At 50.8% G+C, this 22521-nt stretch carries 20 protein-coding genes; 12 read left to right on the forward strand and 8 right to left on the reverse strand.

Features of this window, described 5'->3' with window-relative positions; all coding sequences use genetic code 11:
- Positions 1 to 23 precede the first annotated feature (23 nt).
- The 6 genes from LCH85_11790 (at position 24) to LCH85_11815 (ending at position 5805) form a co-directional block, all read left to right on the forward strand.
- Positions 24 to 668 (forward strand): RNA ligase family protein, encoded by a 645-nt coding sequence (locus LCH85_11790; protein ID MCA0352667.1) that lies wholly within the window; start codon positions 24 to 26, stop codon positions 666 to 668.
- A 53-nt stretch (positions 669 to 721) separates the two neighbouring features.
- On the forward strand, positions 722 to 1141 hold the full coding sequence (locus tag LCH85_11795; protein MCA0352668.1) for a DUF3054 domain-containing protein: 420 nt from the start codon (positions 722 to 724) through the stop codon (positions 1139 to 1141).
- Between the two features lie 163 nt (positions 1142 to 1304).
- Positions 1305 to 2357 carry an STAS domain-containing protein gene (locus tag LCH85_11800; GenBank protein MCA0352669.1) on the forward strand — a complete coding sequence of 351 codons (1053 nt, stop codon included), beginning with the start codon at positions 1305 to 1307 and terminating at the stop codon, positions 2355 to 2357.
- Between the two features lie 3 nt (positions 2358 to 2360).
- On the forward strand, positions 2361 to 3134 hold the full coding sequence (locus LCH85_11805) for a class I SAM-dependent methyltransferase (GenBank protein MCA0352670.1): 774 nt from the start codon (positions 2361 to 2363) through the stop codon (positions 3132 to 3134).
- 20 nt (positions 3135 to 3154) lie between these two features.
- Entirely contained in the window at positions 3155 to 4255 is a 1101-nt protein-coding gene (locus LCH85_11810) for a pyridoxal phosphate-dependent aminotransferase (GenBank protein ID MCA0352671.1), read from the forward strand.
- Between the two features lie 344 nt (positions 4256 to 4599).
- Positions 4600 to 5805, forward strand: a complete 1206-nt coding sequence (locus tag LCH85_11815; GenBank protein ID MCA0352672.1) for a hybrid sensor histidine kinase/response regulator — start codon at positions 4600 to 4602, stop codon at positions 5803 to 5805.
- Positions 5806 to 5831: 26 nt separating this feature from the next.
- On the opposite strand, the gene LCH85_11820 is transcribed toward LCH85_11815, so the two are convergent.
- Positions 5832 to 6116 (reverse strand): hypothetical protein, encoded by a 285-nt coding sequence (locus LCH85_11820; GenBank protein MCA0352673.1) that lies wholly within the window; start codon positions 6114 to 6116, stop codon positions 5832 to 5834.
- A gap of 302 nt (positions 6117 to 6418) precedes the next feature.
- On the opposite strand from LCH85_11820, the gene LCH85_11825 reads away from it, so the two are divergent.
- Positions 6419 to 7582, forward strand: coding sequence for a GPI inositol-deacylase (locus LCH85_11825; protein MCA0352674.1), 1164 nt, complete (start codon positions 6419 to 6421; stop codon positions 7580 to 7582).
- Between the two features lie 100 nt (positions 7583 to 7682).
- Positions 7683 to 8600: an ADP-ribosylglycohydrolase family protein gene (locus LCH85_11830; GenBank protein ID MCA0352675.1), complete on the forward strand. Its 918-nt coding sequence runs from the start codon at positions 7683 to 7685 to the stop codon at positions 8598 to 8600.
- 92 nt (positions 8601 to 8692) lie between these two features.
- Here the strand turns inward: LCH85_11830 and LCH85_11835 are convergent, their stop codons facing one another.
- The 3 genes from LCH85_11835 to carB form a co-directional block, all read right to left on the reverse strand.
- Positions 8693 to 9247: a hypothetical protein gene (locus LCH85_11835; protein ID MCA0352676.1), complete on the reverse strand. Its 555-nt coding sequence runs from the start codon at positions 9245 to 9247 to the stop codon at positions 8693 to 8695.
- 49 nt (positions 9248 to 9296) lie between these two features.
- Positions 9297 to 9938, reverse strand: a complete 642-nt coding sequence (locus LCH85_11840) for a cyclase family protein (protein MCA0352677.1) — start codon at positions 9936 to 9938, stop codon at positions 9297 to 9299.
- A 133-nt stretch (positions 9939 to 10071) separates the two neighbouring features.
- A complete protein-coding gene (carB, locus tag LCH85_11845; GenBank protein ID MCA0352678.1) occupies positions 10072 to 13269 on the reverse strand; it encodes a carbamoyl-phosphate synthase large subunit in 3198 nt (1065 codons plus the stop codon).
- 295 nt (positions 13270 to 13564) lie between these two features.
- On the opposite strand from carB, the gene LCH85_11850 reads away from it, so the two are divergent.
- Together LCH85_11850 and dnaA are read left to right on the forward strand one after the other, a co-directional pair.
- A complete protein-coding gene (locus LCH85_11850; protein MCA0352679.1) occupies positions 13565 to 13777 on the forward strand; it encodes a zinc ribbon-containing protein in 213 nt (70 codons plus the stop codon).
- Between the two features lie 342 nt (positions 13778 to 14119).
- Positions 14120 to 15538 carry a chromosomal replication initiator protein DnaA gene (gene dnaA, locus LCH85_11855; protein ID MCA0352680.1) on the forward strand — a complete coding sequence of 473 codons (1419 nt, stop codon included), beginning with the start codon at positions 14120 to 14122 and terminating at the stop codon, positions 15536 to 15538.
- A 56-nt stretch (positions 15539 to 15594) separates the two neighbouring features.
- Here dnaA and LCH85_11860 read toward each other — a convergent pair whose 3' ends face one another.
- Entirely contained in the window at positions 15595 to 16554 is a 960-nt protein-coding gene (locus tag LCH85_11860) for a M28 family peptidase (protein MCA0352681.1), read from the reverse strand.
- Positions 16551 to 17750 (reverse strand): M20 family metallopeptidase, encoded by a 1200-nt coding sequence (locus LCH85_11865; protein ID MCA0352682.1) that lies wholly within the window; start codon positions 17748 to 17750, stop codon positions 16551 to 16553. The genes LCH85_11860 and LCH85_11865 overlap by 4 nt, the downstream gene beginning before the upstream one ends.
- A 235-nt stretch (positions 17751 to 17985) precedes the next feature.
- Between LCH85_11865 and LCH85_11870 the strand changes: the two genes are divergently transcribed.
- The gene (locus tag LCH85_11870) at positions 17986 to 19431 is read left to right on the forward strand and encodes a tetratricopeptide repeat protein (GenBank protein MCA0352683.1); all 1446 of its coding nucleotides are present in this window, start codon (positions 17986 to 17988) and stop codon (positions 19429 to 19431) included.
- 134 nt (positions 19432 to 19565) lie between these two features.
- A complete protein-coding gene (locus LCH85_11875; protein MCA0352684.1) occupies positions 19566 to 20255 on the forward strand; it encodes a CvpA family protein in 690 nt (229 codons plus the stop codon).
- A gap of 50 nt (positions 20256 to 20305) precedes the next feature.
- On the opposite strand, the gene LCH85_11880 is transcribed toward LCH85_11875, so the two are convergent.
- Positions 20306 to 21745 carry a hypothetical protein gene (locus LCH85_11880; GenBank protein ID MCA0352685.1) on the reverse strand — a complete coding sequence of 480 codons (1440 nt, stop codon included), beginning with the start codon at positions 21743 to 21745 and terminating at the stop codon, positions 20306 to 20308.
- Between the two features lie 146 nt (positions 21746 to 21891).
- Positions 21892 to 22521 carry a macro domain-containing protein gene (locus LCH85_11885; protein MCA0352686.1) on the reverse strand — a complete coding sequence of 210 codons (630 nt, stop codon included), beginning with the start codon at positions 22519 to 22521 and terminating at the stop codon, positions 21892 to 21894.

Below are 22521 nucleotides of genomic sequence, written 5' to 3' on the forward strand. Positions count from 1 at the left end.
TGATCTGGAGATGAGGAATGATCATGCTCTACTACCCTAAAATGCCTGATAGCCGCAATGCACCCTTGACCCGTTGCTGGGCCTTTGAAAAATATGATGGCACAAATTTGCACTGGGATTGGGATCGTGAGGCTGGTTGGCATCGCTTTGGCACGCGCCGCGAAGCTTTTGAATTGACCAGCCATGGCATCGAGCAATTTAGTCAAGCTCATGCCCATATTCAGGCTGCATCAAGCCTGTTTCAAGCGACATTAGCCCAGCCATTAGCCGAAATCTTGCTGAGCCATGCCAATTATCAAGCCTACAACGAAATTCGCGTGTTTACTGAGTTTTTTGGCCTCAACTCATTCGCTGGTCTGCACAAAACCAGCGATCCCAAAGAATTGTGTTTGTTTGATGTTTGGCTTGAGGGCTATGGTTTTATTGGGCCACAGCAATTTGTCGCCGATTTTACCAGCCTCAATAGTGCGCGGGTGGTTTACGAAGGTAAGTTGACTGGCCAATTTTTTGAAGATGTGCGCAATGGGAAATTTGGAGTGCAAGAGGGCGTGGTTTGCAAAGGCGGCACTGGTGGCAGCGATCTGTGGATGGTCAAAATCAAAACGCGCCACTATCAAGCGCGGCTCAAACAAGCCTTTGCCGAGCGCTGGGAAGATTACTGGGAGTAACCAGCTATGCTACAATCCACGCTAGCAACTCGCTTTACAAAGGATTGTGGATTATGACGACAAATCAAGAACTTGCAACCACACCCAGCAACTCGGCCCGCGTAATTGGCCTGATTGTTGGCGATGTGGCGATTTTTGCCTTGTTTGTAATTATTGGGCGGCGTTCGCATGCCGAAGGCGTGAATGCCATGGATGTGGTGAATGTGGCTGCGCCGTTTGTGATTGGTTGGGGAATTGCCGCCCCGCTGCTAAAGCTGTACACTCCAGCGATTAGTGATCATACCAAAACGGCGTTGCAGCGCACGGCCTTGGCTTGGTGTGTGGCCGCGCCAATTGGCTTAACCTTGCGTTCAGTGCTATGGAAACACGATTTCAAGCCAGGCTTTGCAATTACCACCTTTATTTTCAACATGATTTTGCTCTTAGCATGGCGCGGCTGGTCGGCCTATCGTGCTGGGAAACAAAGCCGCTAAACCAAGTGCAGCGCATAAATGCAGGTTTATGCGCTGCGCTAATGCCTATTGCTAACCTATTGCTGTCATCAACTTGCCACAATCATAACTATCATTGGAGCAAGGCCTAGAGTATAATAGCCCCAAGCATCAATCCATATTGCTAGGGTCTTGGGAGCTTTTCATGGCAGCAGATAAATCAATCGGCCAATCGTATCGCCAAATTCAACAAACCCTGCTTAATCAAATTCTCAGTACCATTTTAGCCTCAACCGGCACGCTCAGCGTGATAATGCTGATTGCCTTAGCCTTTCCCCAAGCCCGTACAATCCCGTTTGTGATTATGACGGTTGTCGCTGTGTGTGGTGTTATCGTTATCGTAACCAGTCAATATTGGATTCGGCGCGGCTATCCACGGCGTGGGGCATTTTTCTTTATTATGACCTCGATTCTATTAGGCGCAATTCTAGCGGTCGTATTTAATGTTCCCTCATTTATGGCATTAGTTTCGATTTTATTAATTATCGTTAGCGCTATTTTAATTGGATTTCGTTATACAATTTATCCGTTAAGCTTATCAGTTGTTATTTCAACCTTATTGATGATTTCAGAATATAATCAATGGTTCAAGCCCTATCAATTTGATAGTAGCGCGATTTTATCATTGATTATTCAGATTATTGCCACCTTGAGTATGTTGATTGTCACCGCCCTAGTGATTAATATGGCAGTCAAACGCTTAGAAGAAAGTGCCAATGAGGCATTTTTGCGGGCGCGTGATGCTGAAGAAGCTCGCTTCGATCAAATTGCGCTGAATGACCAATTGCACCACGACAACCTTGAAAAGCAAAAATTACTTGATGTGATTGCAGCCCTCGAAACCCCAGCAATTCCAATTTTAGCTGATACCGTGGTTATTCCCATTGTCGGCTATGTTTCTGATGATCGTTTAGAGAAGATTCAAAAACTTGTGCTTAAACATATTCATCGTGAGCGGATTCAAACCGTATTGCTTGATATTACTGGCGTTACCAGTGTTGATCAGAGCTTTGCCAAAGGCTTAAAGCGTTTAGTCCAAGCAATTTATGTCCTAGGCGCAAAAGTCTTTCTAACTGGTATTCAGCCAAAAACTGCTCATATATTTGTTGATCTAGATCTGCATACCGCCTTACCATCAACCTACGCCACAATTGCTGATGCAATTGAAGATTTAACCGCCCTACAGCGTAAGAGGTAATCAATGATTCAAGCCGATTATGAATATTATGGGCTGATGGCCGAAGCGTGGGATGTGCTACGCGGCGATACTTCTGGTTGGAGTGATCGCTTTTTTTATCGTGAATTGATTGCGCAACGTGGGCAGCCTGTGCTTGATGTTGGCTGCGGAACGGGTCGCTTATTGCTCGATTATCTGGCTGAGGGAATTGATATCGATGGGGTTGATAATTCACCCGATATGTTGGAACTCTGTCGGCTCAAAGCCCGAACTCTAGGCCTTAGCCCAACCCTTTATCAACAACAGCTTGAAAATTTAGCGCTACCCCGCCAATATGCCACAATCTTAATTCCTTCGAGCTCGTTGCAATTAATTACCGAGCCAGCACTCGTGCAACAAGCACTGCAAAATGTGTATGCGCACTTGCTGGCAGGTGGCGTGGTTGCCGCCTCGATTATGACCTTGTGGCAACCTGATGATCCACTAGAATCGACCTCTAGCACTGAGGCTACCCGCAGCAGTGATGGCGTAGTATTTCGGCGCGAAAGTTGGTCGCGTTTCGATCCAACTAGCCAATGTGAAGCAACCAACGATCGCTATCAAAAAATTCAGGCTGGTCAGGTTATTGCCGAAGAATCACATCAACGAGATCCAGCGACCCGTTCGTATCAGCAAGCTGAAATTAAAGCGCTGTTTGAGCAAGCAGGCTTTGTTGAGGTTCAGTTGTATCAAGGCTTTGCGTGGCAGCCAGCCGAACCGCATGAACAATTGTTTTGTGTGGTTGCTCGCAAAGCTTAATCAGCAGAGAAGCGAATCTTATGCTACAACAACTCTACCTTGAATGGGCCAAACAACAGCCTGCCACTGCGATTTTGAGCAATAGCAGTGTCTATTTGACCAACGTTCGAAACGCAATTCAACAACAGTTGGCTGATGCTGCATGGTTTGAAGCCGCCCAACAAGCCAATCCTTGGGGGCATCCCAACCTTCAGCACGCCTTGCAAGCATGGCACCGCAGCAGCTATCCGCCGTTAATCGTGGCTGGCGCTTCAAGTGCTTTGGCGGTGGTATGCCAAGCCTTGTTGCAACCAGGCGATCATGCCCTGATCGAAACCCCGCAATATGAGCCATTCAGCCGTTGTGTCGCGGCCCGAGCAGCCACTTGGTGTGCTTGGCCGCGCCATCCGCAGAGCTTTGACTTGCAATTAGACCAATTAGCCAGCAGCATCACGCCCCGCACCAAGCTGCTATTAATCAGCAACTTACATAACCCCAGCAGCACACTGAGCAACCAAAGCCAATTACTTCGATTGCAACAAACCCTCAATCAAGCCACCGATACGCTTGGAATTGCCCCGATCACAATTGTGGTTGATGAGATTTATTGGCATTTGGTATCGCAGGATGAGTTTCTTTCGGTAGCCGAGCTTGGCCCGCAGTGGATCGGGATCAACAGTCTATCGAAGGTGTATGGCCTAAGCATGCTGCGTTGCGGCTGGATTATGGCCGCACCCCAGCTGCTTGATCAATTGCGCCCAGCCTATCTCGATTTGATCAACATTGGTTCGCCGTTGACTGAATATCTGGCAGCCAGCATTATTGAACAATTGGCTAATTATCAAACTGCCGCCCAAGCCCATGTTGTCGCCAATCGCCAATTGCTACAACACTATGTGCAGCCGCTGCTTGAGCGCGAAGTGATCAACGGCATAATTCCAACGGCGGGCTGCACCTATTTTCCCAAAATTATGCTTGATCAAGCCCAAATTGAGCAATTAGCCCAACAAACTGGCTGTGTACCTGGGCGGTTTTTCGGATCGACCTATCAGCAGCAGCTGCGGATTGGCTATGGCGGCCCCAGCAATTTAATTGAAGCAGCCTTGAAAACTTTTACCCAAATAATCAATCCTACCACTTGAGTGAACTTCGGTTCAACCCGCTATTTGTAGGATACTCCTGCAAATGTTATACTACCAAGACATCTAAATTGGTTTGTACAAGCAACATCAAGCCAATTTAATTCGATCATAGCCCTCACTTGATAGCCGTTGGCTCGCGAATCGCTCCAAGGTTTCTCACCAAATCGAACATCCTAACCCAACTATTTTGGTTCTAGCCAATCGGCGCACTGACCTCTCAACATCAACCATCTACCAACACAACTAACGTGCTGATGCTGCCCTGTTTGGTACAGATTGCAGCATTAACCATGACGGTTGAGCTTATCCCACCATCGCTGGCCATGCCACGAGACAGGAATTTTATGGATCTTCACCATGTTCGGATTGTACTGCTTGATCAGAATGGGCAGGCAACGAGGCAGATTACGAGCCTGATCACTGCAATTCAGGCGGTGCGTTACCAGCTTGTGCCCGTTACTGAAGTGGCTCAAGCGCTTGATAGTTTAGCGACACAACGGATTGATGTAGTGATTATCGCGCTTACAGCCCATATTGATGAGCTAAATTGGCTTCAAACAATCCGTTCGAAGGCTCCCATTTGTCCTGTGATTGTGTATGCTGAAGATACCGACGAGTCGGTTGCCTTGCATGCGCTGCATAGCGGTGCTCATGATTATGTCTTAGCGAGTGATCTTAGCCCCAGTGTCTTTCAACGAACGATTCGTTATGCCCGAGCGATTGTTGCTCAAAGCGTGGCCGAACAACAAGTCCAAGCATTAACCCTCGCCTTAGCCACTGCCATGAGCGCAGCCCAACAGCTTGAACAAAACCTTGATGTAGCGATTCATGAAATTCAAACCCCGATGAGTATTTTGCTGGGCTATATTCAGCTATTTGAGCGCCGAGTGTCTAGTTGGGGTGGCATTCCGTTGCGGGAACGCCAAATGCTCAATACAATGCGATTGCAGACAATTCATATTAGTCGTTTGGTGGGCATCTTGCTCGATTCAACTCAGATGGCGACCAATTATGGCAAACTTGAGCGGCGGCCACTTGAGCTTGGAGCCGTGTTGCGGGCAGTTGTCGCCTCAATTCAAGGCATGCGAGCGCCGCATTTGTTGGTCTTGCGCCTCCCTGAGGTGGCAGTATGGATTGATGGCGATTATGGGCGATTAATGCAGATCTTTCATAATTTGCTATTGAATGCCCTGAAATATAGCGACCTGCATAGTGAAATTACCCTAACCTTGCGAGCCGATGGCCAAATCTCAGTCCAAGATTATGGCATTGGCATTCCAAGCAATGTACTGCCCAAGATTTTCAATCCATTTTTTCGGGCAGCCAACGCTCAACTTCAGGGTGGCGCGGGCTATGGCATTGGCTTGGCAGTTGTGCAAGATCTGGTTCAACAGCACGATGGCACGATTACGGTTACCAGTGAGCTGGGGAGCGGAACCACCATGACCTTACAATTTCCCTGCACGGTTCGCCCAAACCGCTTGGTCGAACTCCCAACCCTGATCAATGAGCTTGATGAAGTGCTAATTCGCCAACGCTCATTGAGTTGATTTGTGGTCATTTGCACCACAAGGGTTTAAGTTAATTTAATCTGCAACTCGTGCTTCGATGGCCACAGGGCAGCCAATTCAGCTTCTCGTAAACGATGTTGAGTAATGGCTCGTAAGCGAATCGTACAACTGCGTGGCGTTTGGCAGGGAGCCTGCCTACAACCTGGGCAGACTTCGACCAAGCGAGCAGCCTCAGCGACATGCGCAGCGGCGACAACCCGAGCAATTCGTTCATCCAACAAGCGTTCCTTGGCAGCCGCATTAGCAGCCAAGCGTTGGCTGCGAGTGTGGATATAGGTTTTTGGGGCCATTCATCATCCTCGTTTCATAGCGTTGTGGGGAATTTCGCGAAGTCAATAGTCAATTGGCTGAGGATCAATACTGTACGTTTTAGCAGCTATGGGTAGTTGATTAAGCGCGAGAAGATTGCATAGATTCAAGCGAATAACGGCAACTCGTACCATCCTGAATCTAGGTAATCATCGCAACATTGATCGAAGAAGCTTAACATAGTATAGCATACACGGGGCTGAGGCTTGGCTATCTGAGGTACAATAGCTGGTAGAACCACCTGCATCATAGCTTGAAATTTGGTTGTAATCGGGGAGGCGTTATGCCCAAAGCCCATTTGTATGGTCGTGATCTGCAAGGCATCAGCCGCTTGGCGATCGAGGCGACAACCCAAGTGACCAACATTAGCGAAGGCTTGTTTGCCACGATTATGCGCCGCCCCAATCGCCGCATTGGTGGCATTCCAGGCTTGGTCTATCGCCAAATTCATGGTATTACGCACTTGGTTGGCTGGAGCCTTGATCAGCTGTTTGGGGCACTTGGTACGGCCAACTCGCAGCGAGTCTCATCACGCCAACGCGACGATCTGATTGCCGCCTTGAATGGCGTTATGGGCGATTATTTAGTTGCTAGCAACAATCCCTTACAAACCAGTATGAGCTTGCGGGTAGCCGGAGCCGAACTTGAGCCAGCTACAATTGCCGCACCCCAATCACGCATATTGCTATACATTCATGGGGTTTGTATGCACGAGCAACAACTCCAGCAACAGGACCATGATCATGGTTTAGCTGCCGCCGCAAAGCTTGGCTATAGCCCAATCCATGTTCGCTACAACACTGGCTTGCATATCGCCGAGAATGGTCAGCAACTCAGCCAATTGCTCGAACAACTGCTAGCCGATTGGCCTGTACCCGTCGAAGAATTGGTGATTCTCGGCTATAGCATGGGTGGGCTTGTCGCCCGCAGCGCCTGTTATTATGCTGAGCAGTTGGGCCATAGCTGGAGCCAACGGCTAACTAAATTGATTTTTTTAGCCACGCCGCACCATGGTTCAGCTTTTGAACGTTATGGCGCTTGGCTGCATTATGTGCTTGAGCGCAATCGCTATAGCGCCTTATTCGGCCAAATTGCCCGTTTGCGCAGCGCTGGCATCACCGATTTACGCTATGGCACGATTTTGCCGCATGCGCAGCCGACGTTTGATCGCTTTGAACAGCCTGCTTATCGCCCCGACTTAATGCCACTACCCGCCCATGTGGCCTGTTACGCCTTGGCAGCAACTCGTTCAGAACAGCAAAGCCTCAGCAATCTGCGGGGCGATGGTTTAGTCGCAGTTGCCAGCGCGTTGGGCCACGATTCAGAGCAGCCAAGCCATAATCTTCACATCCCTGCGGCCAACCAAGCGATTGTGTATGCAACGAATCATTTTGGCATGCTCGCCAATCAGGCGGCCTATCAGCAGATTTTGGTGTGGTTGCAATAGCTTGAATCTGGCATGAATGCTGCTAAGATTGCAACCGAGAACTGATAGACAAGAACCATTGCAGCACTACAATTGATCCATCAACGTTGATGAGGTGGCTATGCTTGAGCGATATCGTGGTTGTTTGTTGGGGTTGGCGGTTGGTGATGCAGTTGGCACGACGGTCGAATTTAGCCCGCCAGGCTCATTTAAGCCGTTGACTGATCTGGTTGGTGGTGGGCCTTTCAATTTGCCACGCGGCGCGTGGACTGATGACACTTCGATGGCCTTGTGCCTTGCCGCCAGTTTGATCGAGCGCCAAGGCTTCGATCCAGCGGATCAGATGCAGCGCTATTGTCGCTGGCGCGATTATGGTTATATGAGCAGCACTGGCTCGTGTTTTGATTGTGGGATTACAGTTGGCAATGCGCTCAGCACATTTCAACGCACGGGCAACCCCTACAGCGGCTCAACCGATCCTGCGACTGCTGGCAATGGCTCGTTGATGCGTTTGGCTCCAGTAGTTTTGGCCTACGCCAACCAGCCTGAGCAAGCTATGCAACTGGCGGTCGATAGTTCGCGCACAACTCATGGTGCAGCAGCGGCGGTCGATGCTTGTCGTTATTTTGCTGGCTTGCTGATTGGGGCATTGAATGGAGTCGATAAAGCAACGTTGCTGGACCCGCGCTATAGCCCAATCGCCAATTATTGGCAGCAACAACCATTGCACGCCGATATTGATGAGATTGCTGCTGGCTCGTTTTGGCAGCGCCAACCGCCCGAAATCCAAGGTACTGGTTATGTGGTGCGTTCGCTTGAAGCGGCGTTGTGGGCGTTTGCTAAGAGCGATTCATTTCGTGAGGGCTGTTTGATGGCGGCCAATCTGGGCCACGATGCCGACACTACCGCCGCAATTTATGGCCAAATCGCCGGAGCCTACTATGGCGAAGCTGGAATTCCTAGCGAATGGCGTGAACCGATTGTCAGTCATGATTTGATTGTGGAATTTGCTGAGCGGCTGTATCGTTTACAAGGATGAAGGATGAGGGATGAACGTTCATCCTGTATCGCTCAAAGCTGAATGATTAAACGAAGTGGCGGCTCAATGTTTCGATTGAGCCGCCACTTTAGTTAAGCAGTATGCTTGGTGTCGGTCAAACATAAGAGCGTCCAGCGACGCTGACCATGATTAAAAGTGGCGAAGCTTCGATCCCATTGGCTCGAATTAAACCATGGTGCCCATGGTCCTTCAATTCGGCAAACCGTGGTGGTAGCCATTTCGCCGCCCAACATAGCCTCGACACAGACTTTGCTCATGGTGCGGGCATCGCCATCGCTAAATGGCGAGCTGGTGTAGGCTCCGCCGCTGACCAAGGCATGGGTCAAAGCGCCTTCATATTCATAGCCGCTATAAAACGTCAGCGGCAGGTCAAAGGGGATTTCGGTAGGTAACCCTAGCTCGGGCAATTCGCGATTAAGCGTGGGATGGCTGAGAAACCGATAAATCAGATGGCTGGGATTAAGATTCGTATTAGCAAACAAACTATCATACGCCGATGCATCATTTGGCCGAATACTACGAAAAATCACGCCACCATTGAGATACATACCACGCAAGGCTTGCAAAACAAGCGTAATCCGTGGATCGGTTACCGGCTCAACCACAAGATCAATGGTATGCAACATAGTAAAACTCCCAGAATTGCCACAAACTGGCTGTAGCAAGCGTTCGCAATTAGCGTGGTTGAAGCACGGCCCGAGCTGGAGCACCATCGCTGCCCAGAATTTTCAAGGGCAAGCAGAGCAGATTGTATGGGCCTGGAGCAACCTCGGTTAAATTGATGCCCTCTAAGATTGCCACCCGACCGCCAAGCAAAATACAGTGAGTAGGGTTGCCTGGTTCGGCCTCAAAGGGCTCGATTGAAAGATAATCGATTGCAATTAAGCGCAAATCGTGCTCAATCACCCAACGGGCAGCACTACTGTCGAGTGCGCGAAAATCGCGATGGAACCGCAAGGGTTCTTCTTGCCAAAAGGCCGAATTGCTGGTTTTGAGCAAGAGACGAGTACAATCGCTAGGCACATTCGCGGCGGCCAGTTCAGCACCAGTAATTGGGCCAGTGCCAGTCAATTCCACCACATAACAATCACCAACAAACCGATCAAGCTCCAAGCTTTCAACTGCCAAATCGTTGTTGATAAAGTGCAGCGGCGCATCAACGTGCGTGCCAATGTGCACCCCTGTGTTGAGGCGGGTTACATTACAAATATCGCCTTTGTTCATATCGGCGGCGCGTTTTTGTTCAATCGGCGGGTCGCCTTCCCAAACCGGCAGGGCTGGCGAAATCGGAACGCTAATATCGATCAAGTGGGCCATGGGTGGCTCCTTCAACGGCAAGGTATGCTGCACATACCTCTAGAATAGCTGCTTCCATTGTCTCACAAAAATGATTCTAAAATAGCAGGCAGCCAGTAGGTTTAAACCCACTGGCTGCAAATCGGGCTACGGCTTAATCTTGCAAAGCTCGCACGCCCAAGCCACCTTGGCGCAGCGCTTGAATCGCGTCGGCAACCGCAGCGGCACTGGCCACGGTGGTGATCGAAATCACGCCTTGGCGCAAGGCAGTTTGGCGAATCGCCTGCTCATCAAATAACGAGGCACGGCCCAATGGCGTGTTGACAATAATATCAACTTGGCCGTTGATAATATAGTCGGCGGCGTTGGGTCGGCCTTCGTTAACTTTGTAGATCGTTTCGACGACCAAACCATGCTCACGCAGATATTGGGCAGTACCAGCAGTCGCAATCACTTTGAAGCCTAGTTCGCTATATTGCTTGGCAACTGGCACTAAGGCTGGTTTATCGTGGTCGTTGACGCTGACAAAGATTGCCCCGCTGGTTGGCAAGCTGCGGCCACAGCCTGCTTGAGCTTTGGCAAAGGCTGCTCCAAAGCTATCGCCGCTACCCATGGCCTCGCCAGTTGAGCGCATTTCTGGGCCTAAGGCGATGGTCGCACCCGGGAAGCGCCGCCATGGCAATACAACTTCTTTGACGTGGAAGCCGCGTAACTCCGGCGCACTGCTGATACCTTGTTGCTTGAGGCTCACGCCAGCCATCACTTTGGCAGCGAGGGCGGCCCAGGCTACCCCACTAGCTTTGGCAACATAGGGAATCGAACGCGAAGCCCGTGGATTGACTTCGAGCACGTAAATTTCGTCGTCTTTGACCGCGAATTGAACATTCATCAAGCCAACCACACCCAAGGCGCGGGCTAATTTATCGGTGGCGATTTTAAGTTGCTCGATCACCTGAGGCTTGATGCCAACGGTTGGCATCACACAGGCCGAATCGCCGGAGTGGATGCCTGCGCGTTCGATTTGCTCCATCATGCCGGCAATTACCACGGTTTCGCCATCGGCAACCGCATCAACATCAAGTTCAGTCGCATCTTCAAGGAAGCGGTCGAGCAGCACAGGGTGTTCGGGCGAGGCCTCAGTAATATGGCGCAAATAATCGTCAAGCCCCGCTTGATCGTGGATAATCGCCATGCCTTGGCCGCCCAGCACATACGATGGCCGCACCATGGTGGGGTAGCCGATGCGCTCAGCGATTGCCCGCGCTTCATCCCACGAGGTTGCCGAGCCATAAGGCGTTGCCCGCAAACCACATTCTGCCAGCACTGCGCCAAATTGACCACGATCTTCGGCGCGGTCGATTGCGGCTGGCGAGGTTCCCCATAATGGCACGCCTGCGGCTTCTAAGCCTTTGGCCAATTTGAGTGGAGTTTGACCACCAAACTGCAACAACACGCCAGCTGGTTGCTCAACATCGACAATATTCAGCACATCTTCGAGGGTCAATGGCTCAAAATACAGTCGATCCGCCGTGTCATAGTCGGTTGAAACCGTTTCAGGGTTACAGTTGACCATAATCGTTTCATAGCCAAGCTCGCGCAGGGCAAACACCGCGTGACAGCAACAATAATCAAATTCAAGCCCTTGGCCGATGCGATTGGGGCCGCCACCCAAAATCATCACTTTGCGCCGATCGCTGGGGTTGGCTTCGCTCTCGGTTTCATATGAAGAGTAGAGATAGGGCGTTTGGGCCGGAAATTCCGCCGCACAGGTATCAACATGATGATAGGTTGGCTTGATATTGTGCCCAAGCCGTTGTTGGCGAACCTCTGCTGGCGTTGCCTTCAGCAAATAGGCCAATTGCGGGTCGCTATAGCCGTTGCGTTTGGCTTGCAGCAATAGATCAGCGGGAATCGTCGCCAAGTCATAGTTGCGCACTTCTTTTTCAAGCACAATCAAACTGGCCAACTGATCAAGGAACCAATAATCAATTTTGGTCAATTCATGAATTTGATCGACCGTCCAGCCAAGGTCGAAGGCGGTGCGCATGGCAAAAATGCGCTGTGGCGTTGGCGTGATCAAAAGTTCGCGCAAGCGTTCTTGGGCCACCGGTTGGCTGCCATCAGCGCCCCAACCCATGCGACCATTTTCCAACGAGCGCAAGGCTTTTTGCAAGGCTTCGGTGAAGGTGCGCCCCATAGCCATCGCCTCGCCGACTGATTTCATCGCGGTGCCAAGCACTGGCTGCGAACCAGGAAATTTCTCGAAATTCCAGCGCGGAATTTTGACCACTACATAATCGAGTGATGGCTCGAATGAGGCTGGGGTTGATTTGGTAATATCGTTGGGCAATTCGGGAAGGGTGTAGCCAACTGCCAACTTAGCGGCAATTTTGGCAATTGGAAAGCCGGTTGCCTTAGATGCTAGCGCCGATGAACGCGAAACCCGTGGGTTCATCTCAATCACGATCACGCGGCCATCGTGGGGATTGATCGCGAATTGGACATTCGAGCCGCCAGTTGCCACGCCAACAACTTCCATCACCGCCAAGCCCATATCGCGCAACCGTTGATATTCGCGGTCGGAGAGGGTCATCGCCGGAGCAACGGTGATCGAGTCGCCAGTGTGCACGCCCATGGGGTCGAAATTCTCAATTGAACAGACCACCACACCATTGCCAGCGCTATCGCGCATCAACTCAAGCTCGTATTCCTTCCAGCCCAGCAAACTTTCTTCAATCAACAGCTCGCCGATGGGGGAAAGTTTTAAGCCCTCTTCGACAATCCGCCGAAAATCCTCGGAGTTGTAGGCGATCCCGCCGCCAGCGCCGCCGAGGGTAAACGAAGGCCGAATAATCGAAGGAAAGCCCGTCGCTTTGACTAATTCGAGGGCTTCTTCGAGCGAGCGAGCGATGCCTGAACGCGCCGATTGCAAGCCAATTCGATCCATGGCCTGCTTGAACAACTCGCGATCCTCGGCGGTAGCGATGGCTTCGACATTTGCGCCGAGCAACTGGACATTATATTGATCCAATACGCCAGCGCGGTGCAAATCCATGGCCAGATTGAGCGCGGTTTGGCCGCCGACCGTGGGTAACAAGGCATCGGGCCGTTCGCGGGCAATAATTTCGCTGACCGTTGGCACATCCAACGGCTCAATATAAGTACGATCAGCCAACGACGGGTCGGTCATAATCGTGGCTGGGTTGGAATTGACCAAAATAATGCGGAAACCCTCTTCGCGAAGCGCTTTGATCGCCTGAGTCCCGCTATAATCAAATTCGCATGCTTGCCCGATCACGATTGGGCCTGCGCCAAGCACCAGAATCGAGTGAATGTCGCTGCGTTTTGGCATCGGTATCTCCATAGTGGGGGATGTACGCCCGCAAGGCACGCCGTTGGCTTGCCGCGCCCCATCCTAGCCAAGTTCGTGTGTCGGGCTGCCATTATACGATGAAATTGCCTGCCACAATTCAAACCAAGCATTGCTAACGCCTGTGTGCCCTCAGCTCCAGACAGCTCTATTTGGGTGTTTATACGGTTGGGATTTGGGGCAAATTGTCTTTGATTTGTCATCTTCATGGGTCGCCTTCAACAGCGTGGCTAGCTATAGTAAAAGCAGCAACGCCACATGCCGAAGGAGGCATTCAATGAAGCTGTTCAAACCGAAAATGATTAATACCGCGCAGTATGAAGATGTAAGCGATTTCGCCAGCGAGGCCTTGATCTGCAAAAAATGTAATCATGAAATGCAAATTTCTGGCCCATTGCCGCATAATGCCAAGTGCCATGTTTGTGGCTCGACCAACCTTGTGCGACGCAATAATCCCAACCGCAGCAAAAATGATCAACGTGCTGCCTAAATCAATCCGATCAATGGAGACTGCAAGGTCTCCATTTTTGTGGGGTTTTCCACAAGCTTCCACTAGCTATCAACATCCTATCCCAAGCGTTAAACTCTTGCATTTAGCTTATTCTAATCAGTAAAATAGATTGCTTGGAACTTATTCAGCATGGTTTTCCACATATCCACAACGTGGCTTATGCACATTGGTTTAGCAACGCTGTGCTGAGTTTGCCAAGAAACGCTACTATCCGCTATCATGCAAGCTACATTTTGCCTACATCGATACAACGACTCTCCTGTGGGCTGATGAACTCAACGGCGAGTTGGACGACCCACCAGCACAGAGGAGCTTTTGGCTTTGGATACAAAACAGATTTGGTTTACTACTCTCGGAACGTTGCAAAACCAAATACTTCGCTACGATTACGATACATGGCTTAAAACCACAGCATTGGTCTCGGTAGCCAACGATTTGGCGGTGATTGGCGCACCCAATGTCACCACCAAACAAGTGATCGAAGATCGTTTTATGAGTGTGTTGCGCCGTGCTTTAGGCGAGGTTTTGGGTTATCAAGTCAATGTACGGGTGATAATCAGCAGCGCTACGCCAGCTCCAAGCGAGCCAGTTGCCGTAACTCCCAGCGAGCCAAGCCCAACAACTGAGGTGGTCGAGCCAAGTTTTGCCAGTTTCAATCAAACTGCGCCAATGCTCAACCAACTGCCGTTGGGCGATCCCAATCGCTCGTCAGTGCTCAACCCACGCTATACGTTTTCCTCGTTTATCGTTGGGACATCCAATCGTTTGGCCCATGCTGCCTGTATGGCGGTAGCCGAACACCCCGCCCAAGCCTATAATCCGCTCTTTTTATATGGCGGCGTGGGGCTGGGCAAAACCCACTTGTTGCAGGCGATTGGCAACTATGCGCTTGATCGTAATCCTGAAGTGAATGTGCTCTATGTGTCGTCGGAGAAATTCACCAACGATTTGATCAACGCCATCCGTCGCCAACAAACCGAAGAATTTCGCATTCGCTATCGCAATATCGATATTTTGCTAATCGACGATATTCAGTTTATCGCGGGCAAAGAAGGCACACAGGAAGAATTTTTCCATACCTTCAACACCTTGCATGGCGCGGGCAAACAAATTGTGCTCAGCTCAGATCGCCCACCAAAAGCGATTTTGACCCTTGAGGAGCGTTTGCGTTCACGCTTTGAATGGGGCTTGATTGTCGATGTGCAAAACCCAGATCTCGAAACCCGCACGGCGATTTTGCGAGCTAAAGGCGAGACCTTGCAAGTGCCAGTTTCCTCAGAGGTGATCGACTTCTTGGCTCAACGAATTCAAAGCAATATTCGGGAGCTTGAGGGCTGTTTGAATCGGGTGATCGCCTATGCCAACCTTAATCGCACGCCGGTTACGGTTGAAGTTGCTTCAGCAGCCTTGGCCGATTTGCTCGATACCAGTCGGCGCAAACGGGTCACATCTGATGATATTTTTCGCGAAGTTTCGCAACATTATGGCATCGATCAACGGGCAATTCGTGGGCGAGGCCGTTCGCGCAATGTGGTGTTGCCGCGCCAAGTGGTGATGTATTTGCTGCGCGAAGAGACCGATGCCTCGCTGGTTGAAATTGGCGAGTTGCTCGGCGGGCGCGACCATACCACCGTCATGCATGGCTACAACAAAATTAACGACGACCTCACCAGCGATGCCCGTTTGCGCAACGATATCACCTCGCTGCGCCAACGGCTCTACGGCGAAAACGCCCGTTAATCGAAAAAAAAATGCCACGGTTGATCGATCAACCGTGGCATTTGTGTTTAATCAGCTTAATTCTTGGTGAGCCACTCTTCGAGCGTGCGACCAACTGATTCTAGAGCCGAAACACTGAGTTTATCGATCGTGTCACTAGTGGTGTGCCAATGCGGGTAATCGAAGTCGATCAGGTCGGCGGCGCTAAAACCGCGTTGCAAGAAGGCGGTATGATCATCAAGAATATGATGTTTGGTTTCCGAGATGAAGGTGGTATAGCCCAAATCGGCAGCTTGTTGCCAAATTTCGGCACGTAAAGCCGGAGTCGAGCTTTGCTCAAGGTAGACCTGTTGATCAGCATCGCCAATCATATCGACAATCACCACAGCTTTGGGGGCGGTTTCGAGCTTGGGGGCTAGGTCGATTGAGCCAAGCGTCCAGTTCCATGTGCCAATCCCACCATTATCCTCGGCATCGAAAAACACCAACCAAACTTCCTCGTTGAGGCGTTCGGGCTTGAGTACCCGCGCCAATTCCAGCAGCACCGCAACCCCGCTGGCTCCGTCGTTGGCGGCTGGCACTGGCTGCATGCGCTTGGTTGGGTCGGGATCATTATCGGCGTAGCGGCGAGCGTCGTAGTGCGCTCCAAGCAATATTAACGGTCCAGTTCCGCGTCGAGCGATAATATTGCGGCCTTTTTTATTTTCGGGCACGTTGAAAAATTGCTCTTCAACATCCCAGCCATATTCCAACAAGGTCTGTACAATCCAATCGCCGTTAGCTTGCCAGCCAGGTGTGCCTGTATCCCGTGGAATCCATTGCATTTGGACTTTGGCAAATTCCATGGCGTTGGCCCCATTGAATTGAGGGCTTTCGGTTAGGCTTGGCTTGGGCAAAGGCACAATCGTTGGCGCACTCGTAGCGGCGACGGTTTGAACGGGATTAGCAACAGGTGTTCCAGTCGTTGCACCACAACCAGTTAGGCTGATGATCATACCAAGTTGCAGCAAGCGTTGGAACCAAAGGCGTTGGATCATTCGTTGCTCCCGTTGAGATAGCGGGTTGCGGCTTCGCATAAAATCGCAACGCCCAAGGGCAATACGCCTTCGTCGAAGCTAAATGCTGGGTGATGATGCGGATGTGCGCCCAACTCGCGCTCAAGGGTTTGCCCACCCAAGAAGAAATAGCAACCAGGCACCTCATTCAACAGCACCGACATATCTTCTGAACCCATGGTGCGCACGCTGTCATCGACGTTCTCAGCGCCCAAAATCGCTTCAGCCGCACCACGTACCAAGGCGGTTGCCGCAGGGTCGCAGATGGTTGCTGGGCACATTTCATCGTATTTGAGCGTGGCGGTTGCACCGAAGGTTGCGGCCACACCTTGCACCACTTCATGCACTCGTTGTTTCAAGCGCTCGCGAGCTTCGGGATCATAGCTGCGAATCGTGCCAGTCAGGGTGGCGTTGTGGGCAATGATGTTATGGGCTGTGCCAGCTTGCACCGAACCAACCGAAAGCACTGCTGGCTGTTCAGGGTGAACATTGCGGCTGACGATTGAATGCAAGGCAACGACCATATGCGAAGCCACCAATACCGAATCGACGGTAGTTTCAGGCTGAGCACCGTGACCACCTTTGCCAGTAATTTCCACGATAAAAGTATCAGCAGAAGCCATAATTGGACCTGAACGCACATTGGCTTTACCCAACGGCATGGGTGCCCAAATATGCAAGCCAAGCGAAATATCAGGCCGTGGATTTTGCATCGCGCCTGCTTCGACCATCTTTTGAGCACCACCGCCGCCTTCTTCGGCAGGCTGGAACAGCAATTTAATCCCGCCTGTGCCAAGCGCTTCGCGATTTTGCATCAGGGCTGCGGCCACGCCTAAGCCAATCGCAACATGGCCATCATGGCCACACGCATGCATTTTGCCATCGACGGTTGAGCGATAATCGACATCGTTTTGCTCGTGGATTGGCAAGGCATCCATGTCGAAGCGTAACATGGCGACTTTGCCGCCTGGCTGAGCCGGAATATGGCCTAAAACGCCGGTGGTGGCAACCCCCTCGGTAACCTCGTAGCCCAACTCACGCAAGCGATCAGCCACAATTTTGGCGGTACGAAACTCTTCGAAGCCAAGTTCAGGATGCTGGTGTAAATCGCGGCGATCAGTGATCAATTGCTCGACCAACGTGTGAGCAACATACCGAAAATCTGGACGACTAGCCATAGACAACTCCTTTAATTGTGAGCTTGCGCCGAAAAGACCACTACCGTCATGCTACACAGATTTTGATCTTTGACAAAAGCTGAGATTGGCAAAAAATCACCCCTAACTCTTAACAATAGGCTTTGCCCGCATCTAAGGCGTGTGATACAATAACGCCCAATACCGTTGTATCCCTCTCTTATGGCACAAATTGTGCGCTAGTGCCTGGAACAATACGTGCAGGCAAGGAGACCGCATGGCAGACAAAGAGAGCATCCTGCAGCTCGGTATCGAAGCTGCGCGTGCGGGTGACAAAGAAGAGGCGCGGAAACTTTTCCGTTTGCTGACCCGCGAAACACCCTACGACCCTCAAGCATGGTTGTGGTTAGCTGGTGTTGCCGAGGATCGCGAAGAAAAGCGTGCTGCGCTGGAGAAAGTCACCGAACTTGATCCGTCGAATGAATTGGCTCGTCAAGGTTTAGATGCGTTGGGTGGTCCTGCGGCTAAGTCTGCTGCTCCAACCCCACCGCCTGCTCCAGAACCTGCACCAGTTTTTGTGGAGCCAGCAACCACTACCGCATTTGATGATTTTGATGTCGATTGGGGTCAACCAAGCCCCCGTGCCGTTGAGCCAACTCCTGCGCCCGCTGCCAAAGCCGAGCCTGCGCGTACCCGCGAACTAACGCCAGACGAAGAATTTGCCATGTCGTTGGATTCATTGGGCAGCTATTCTAACGCGATCAGCGATCGCCAAAAGAGTAGCGGTGGCGATTCATCGGTCGATTTCGATATTCCCGATTTTGGCGATGACCTCGATCTCGATGCCTATATGAACCGCGAGCGCGTCGATATCTCGACAATCGAAGTTAAGCCAGAAGAGGCTAAAAAACCGATTCGGCGCTCGCCAACTTTATCGGCGGCAACGGCTGAAAGCAATAATGTTACACCCAAAGGCGGCAAGCGCAAAACGACCGAAGGCTCCAGCACCCTGAAACGGGCCTTGGCGGTTATTGCAATTATGGCGCTGTTTGTCTTTATTTTGTGGCAATTTGTTAATCGAGATTCAGGCGAAGGTCAAGTTGCTGGTAATGGCACAGCTGAACCAACCTTGGTAGGTGGACCAACTGACCCAATTTCACCAACGGCTGATTTGGCTTTGGCCACCCCAATTGTCGAGCCAACTCCCGACCCGAATGCACCAGCAACCCCTGAAGTTGTGCCAACGGTTGATCCCAATACCTTCCCAGTTGATCAACAATTGGGTAGTGCGCAACCAGCCTTCTTGCCTTCGGATGGTACGATTCCATTGAATATCGATGGTTGGTTCTTCAATTATGCTGGTGGTAATTTGATTGCCGATGGCAATGCGATTAATCTCCAGCCCCAAGGTCGCTGGGTTGCGGTACGCTTGTTGATGGCCGATACCTTTGGCGGTCGCACGGTTCCTGCCGATTTGGTGGTCTTGAAAGATGCGCAAGGGCGGGTTTATCGCGCCAATCTTGATGCTTCCGAAGCGGTTACCAATGTCTATCCCGATTTTGTTAACCGTGGTTTCCCCTACATCAACCAAAAACAAACCGCACCTGGTGGCAACTTTACCATTGCCTTGGTGTTTGATGTAGCCCCTGATGCAACGGATTTGGTGTTGTTCAGCCCGCAATACCTCGACCAAGGCTACTACGTTCGGGGCAACTCACAATAACCAAAATCCAAGCAACACTGGTATTTGCAAGCGACCTTTCGAATTTCGGAAGGTCGCTTGTTGGTTGTGCGGATCAAGCAAGGGCTGTGCTATCATAGCTCGTAGCAAAACCATCAGCACAAAGGAAGGTTGTTGTGGGTCTAGTCTTCAATGGATTGTTGCTGGGTATTCCGCTGGGCTTAACGGTTTTAGGTGCGAGCCGCGGAATTCAGCGTGAGGCCATGACATTAATTGGCATTTTGTTGGGAGCCTTGTTAGCCGAATTGTGGGGGCCAATTTGGGGTCCAAATAATGCTACCCGCTTTAATCAAGATATTGCCAATACGACTGCTTGGGTTTCGATTATTCTCTTGCTGGTTTGTACAATTTTCATTGGCTATGGCGGGGCGTTGCTGCTGCCGTCGCGCAAGCAATTGGCCCAAGGCCGCTCTCGCTGGTTTGGTGCTGGCGCTGGCTTGTTCAATGGAATCTTGCTGCTCAGCCTAATTTTGCGCTATGGCAATGTTTATAATAACGATTTGATGGTCAGCGTTTGGGCTGCGGATAGCCGTGTCGCTATGCTGTTTATTGAGCGCTTTCCGACGATGTTGCTAATTGGAATTGTCGCAATTGCCGTGATTGTCAATCTGCGTTTGTTGCAGCGCTTAATCTATAAAATTCATGGTAAGGAAACAAAACCAGAAGAAAAGAAAAAGGCCGAGGAAAAACCAGCCGCTCCCCCTCCACCACCAGAGCCAAAACCCCCAGCTCCTGATACCGTCAACAACCCAATTTTGCGTGATTTGATTTTGGCTGAGATTAAAAAAGATAAGCCACCAGCCTAAAATAGAACAATGGCCGAAGCAACTTCGGCCATTGTTATTTAACCTGAAATTTAGTAGTTGTTCAAGGTTGCTGGCAAGAAGACCTGTTGGGTGTAGAGGAAGTCGATTTTTGCCCCACACAAAGCATATTCACTGCTTGCCGACGACGCATCCCACACCAAGGCAAAGCCTTTTTCTTCGTTTTCAATTGGGTAATTGATGCTGACCGAGTTCTGCGTACCTGTACCCATCACTGGCACACTGGTGATTGACGTAAAATCGCCGCTGCCAACAAAGCTGTAGAGGTTGAGGGTTGGGCCAGCCGCAGCATTTTTGTAGTAGAAGGTGACGCGGGCGGCTTTGGCTCCTTCAGGCGCAGTCACATTGGTGGTCAAATCTTCAACTTCGTTGCTGACATTGACACAACCATTAGCATCGCTGGTGTAATTGACATTCGAGCGGCGGGGCACGAAGGTGCTACCAGTGATGAAGCGGCTATCTTGGCTTGGCTTAGCGCTGGGGTTGGTATATTGGAAACGCACCCCACACAAGCGAATTTGGTTGCTCAACACCCCACCAAAATCAGCCAAAACGCTCAATGATTCGCTGCTTTCGTTGACGGTGTAATTCAACGATTGGTCAGCATTCACCACTGCCGTATTCGAAACTGGGCTAGTCAAGGTGGCGAGAGTATTGGTTACCCCTTGGCCGTTTGATGCAATTAATTTGACCGTTAGATCAGCGCTGTTGATATCGCGGAAATAGGTTCGCACCGCCGTTAGTTGGCTGCCTTGGGGCAAATCAACATCGGCATTGAGCGTGCGCCCATTAATTTTGACAAAGGTACAGCCAGCTCCAGCATAGCCATGTTCGGTGCTGGAATTATTGTTGACCAAGGTGCTACCAACGATAAACAGATAATCGGTCGATGGGCGTGGTTCGGCGGGTGCAGTGTAAGCGATCCGCACGCCACACAATTGCATCGCCGAATTGGTTACCCGTGGAAACCACTCAAGGAACAAGCCACGGGTTTGCATATTGACCACATATGGGGCATATTGCGAACTCATCGGGGCATAGGTGTTGGTCAAGCCCACCGAGCTAGAAATTTCCACCGTGATCAATTCGCGGGGAGTGACCATATCGCTATCGTTGAGCGTCAACTCAGCTTTGGTTTGAGTCGTGCTGGTGTCGTAGAGATAGTAATCCAAGCCCAAGATCGTAGCACCGTTGGGCACAGCGACTGGGGAGGTAAACTCGCCACTGCTGGTGGCATAAATACAACCAGTTGGTTGATTATTAACGTTGCGAGTGGTTTCAAACGCCGTGGTTGAGTCGCGGGTTTGAAATGAACTACCAGCAATCCATAGATACTGAGTATCGTTGGGAGTGGCAGGAGTTTGAGTTTGGGCTGGGCTGACTTGCGCCCGAGCAACAAAAACCGGGCCAACGAGGAACAACATTGCCAATAGAACAATGGCGAGACGGAATGAAGCGCGGATTCGCGACATTGCTACTTCCTTTCCAAGAACTACGAATAGCGGTCGTAAAGATTACCCCTATGCTAGCATAAAGAGATTAAAAAAGAAAACTTTTGAGGGAACCCGCATGGGTGTTTTTTCGGGTGATTTGCACTCATCCTTGGTGAGGATTCAGCTTATTCTCCGCGTTGTAAATCGCGTGGATCAGCCCCGTATAACCATTGATGCTGAGCTTGGGCTTCCCACCAGCTGCTCGGAAATGTTGAGTTTGTCCCATTAACGGCCTCAATCGCCGCGCGAATTTGGCGGGCACAAATTGCTGGCTCAACCCGCCCAACTCCGGTTCCCAAGCCTGGAATCGCCACGGTTTTAACCACATCAGCAATTGCTTGGCCATCAGCTAAATGCCCATGTTTAATCAGCAGCAAAACTGCGCGGCAGGCCAAATAGGGATTGACTGTGCCCCGCAAAATCATCGGCACACGCATGGTTGGGGCGGCAATCACATAGGGAATTTTGGCATGATCGGTTGGCACAATCACTGCATTGCCAATCAACAACTCACCAAAATGGGCTTGTTGAATAATTGTTTGCAAACGTTCTTGCACATGCCAGCCAAAAAAGCGGCTATAAAGCATATCAATCCCGCCATCCATAAAACCAAAACTGTTGGCAGGGCTAACCACGGCATCAGTCGCGCAATCGAGAATTGAACCATGCTGAATGCTAACGTTCGGCAAATCGCCACAAATGTGCTGCCATGCGGCGACCATGGCTGGTTGAACATCGGCCAGAATAATCTGCAT

It is taken from the genome of Chloroflexota bacterium (assembly GCA_020161265.1).
GTDB lineage: Bacteria > Chloroflexota > Chloroflexia > Chloroflexales > Herpetosiphonaceae > Herpetosiphon.

Bases quoted from the DNA above. Each gene is read 5' to 3' on its own strand.
- LCH85_11795 (MCA0352668.1), top strand. From the start codon at position 722: ATGACGACAAATCAAGAACTTGCAACCACACCCAGCAACTCGGCCCGC.
- LCH85_11805 (MCA0352670.1), top strand. From the start codon at position 2,361: ATGATTCAAGCCGATTATGAATATTATGGGCTGATGGCCGAAGCGTGG.
- LCH85_11840 (MCA0352677.1), bottom strand. From the start codon at position 9,938: ATGGCCCACTTGATCGATATTAGCGTTCCGATTTCGCCAGCCCTGCCG.
- LCH85_11850 (MCA0352679.1), top strand. From the start codon at position 13,565: ATGAAGCTGTTCAAACCGAAAATGATTAATACCGCGCAGTATGAAGAT.
- LCH85_11885 (MCA0352686.1), bottom strand. From the start codon at position 22,521: ATGCAGATTATTCTGGCCGATGTTCAACCAGCCATGGTCGCCGCATGG.
- LCH85_11880 (MCA0352685.1), bottom strand. From the start codon at position 21,745: ATGTCGCGAATCCGCGCTTCATTCCGTCTCGCCATTGTTCTATTGGCA.
- carB (MCA0352678.1), bottom strand. From the start codon at position 13,269: ATGCCAAAACGCAGCGACATTCACTCGATTCTGGTGCTTGGCGCAGGC.
- LCH85_11830 (MCA0352675.1), top strand. From the start codon at position 7,683: ATGCTTGAGCGATATCGTGGTTGTTTGTTGGGGTTGGCGGTTGGTGAT.
- LCH85_11800 (MCA0352669.1), top strand. From the start codon at position 1,305: ATGGCAGCAGATAAATCAATCGGCCAATCGTATCGCCAAATTCAACAA.
- LCH85_11790 (MCA0352667.1), top strand. From the start codon at position 24: ATGCTCTACTACCCTAAAATGCCTGATAGCCGCAATGCACCCTTGACC.
- LCH85_11815 (MCA0352672.1), top strand. From the start codon at position 4,600: ATGGATCTTCACCATGTTCGGATTGTACTGCTTGATCAGAATGGGCAG.
- LCH85_11825 (MCA0352674.1), top strand. From the start codon at position 6,419: ATGCCCAAAGCCCATTTGTATGGTCGTGATCTGCAAGGCATCAGCCGC.
- LCH85_11820 (MCA0352673.1), bottom strand. From the start codon at position 6,116: ATGGCCCCAAAAACCTATATCCACACTCGCAGCCAACGCTTGGCTGCT.
- LCH85_11835 (MCA0352676.1), bottom strand. From the start codon at position 9,247: ATGTTGCATACCATTGATCTTGTGGTTGAGCCGGTAACCGATCCACGG.
- LCH85_11860 (MCA0352681.1), bottom strand. From the start codon at position 16,554: ATGATCCAACGCCTTTGGTTCCAACGCTTGCTGCAACTTGGTATGATC.
- LCH85_11810 (MCA0352671.1), top strand. From the start codon at position 3,155: ATGCTACAACAACTCTACCTTGAATGGGCCAAACAACAGCCTGCCACT.
- LCH85_11870 (MCA0352683.1), top strand. From the start codon at position 17,986: ATGGCAGACAAAGAGAGCATCCTGCAGCTCGGTATCGAAGCTGCGCGT.
- LCH85_11865 (MCA0352682.1), bottom strand. From the start codon at position 17,750: ATGGCTAGTCGTCCAGATTTTCGGTATGTTGCTCACACGTTGGTCGAG.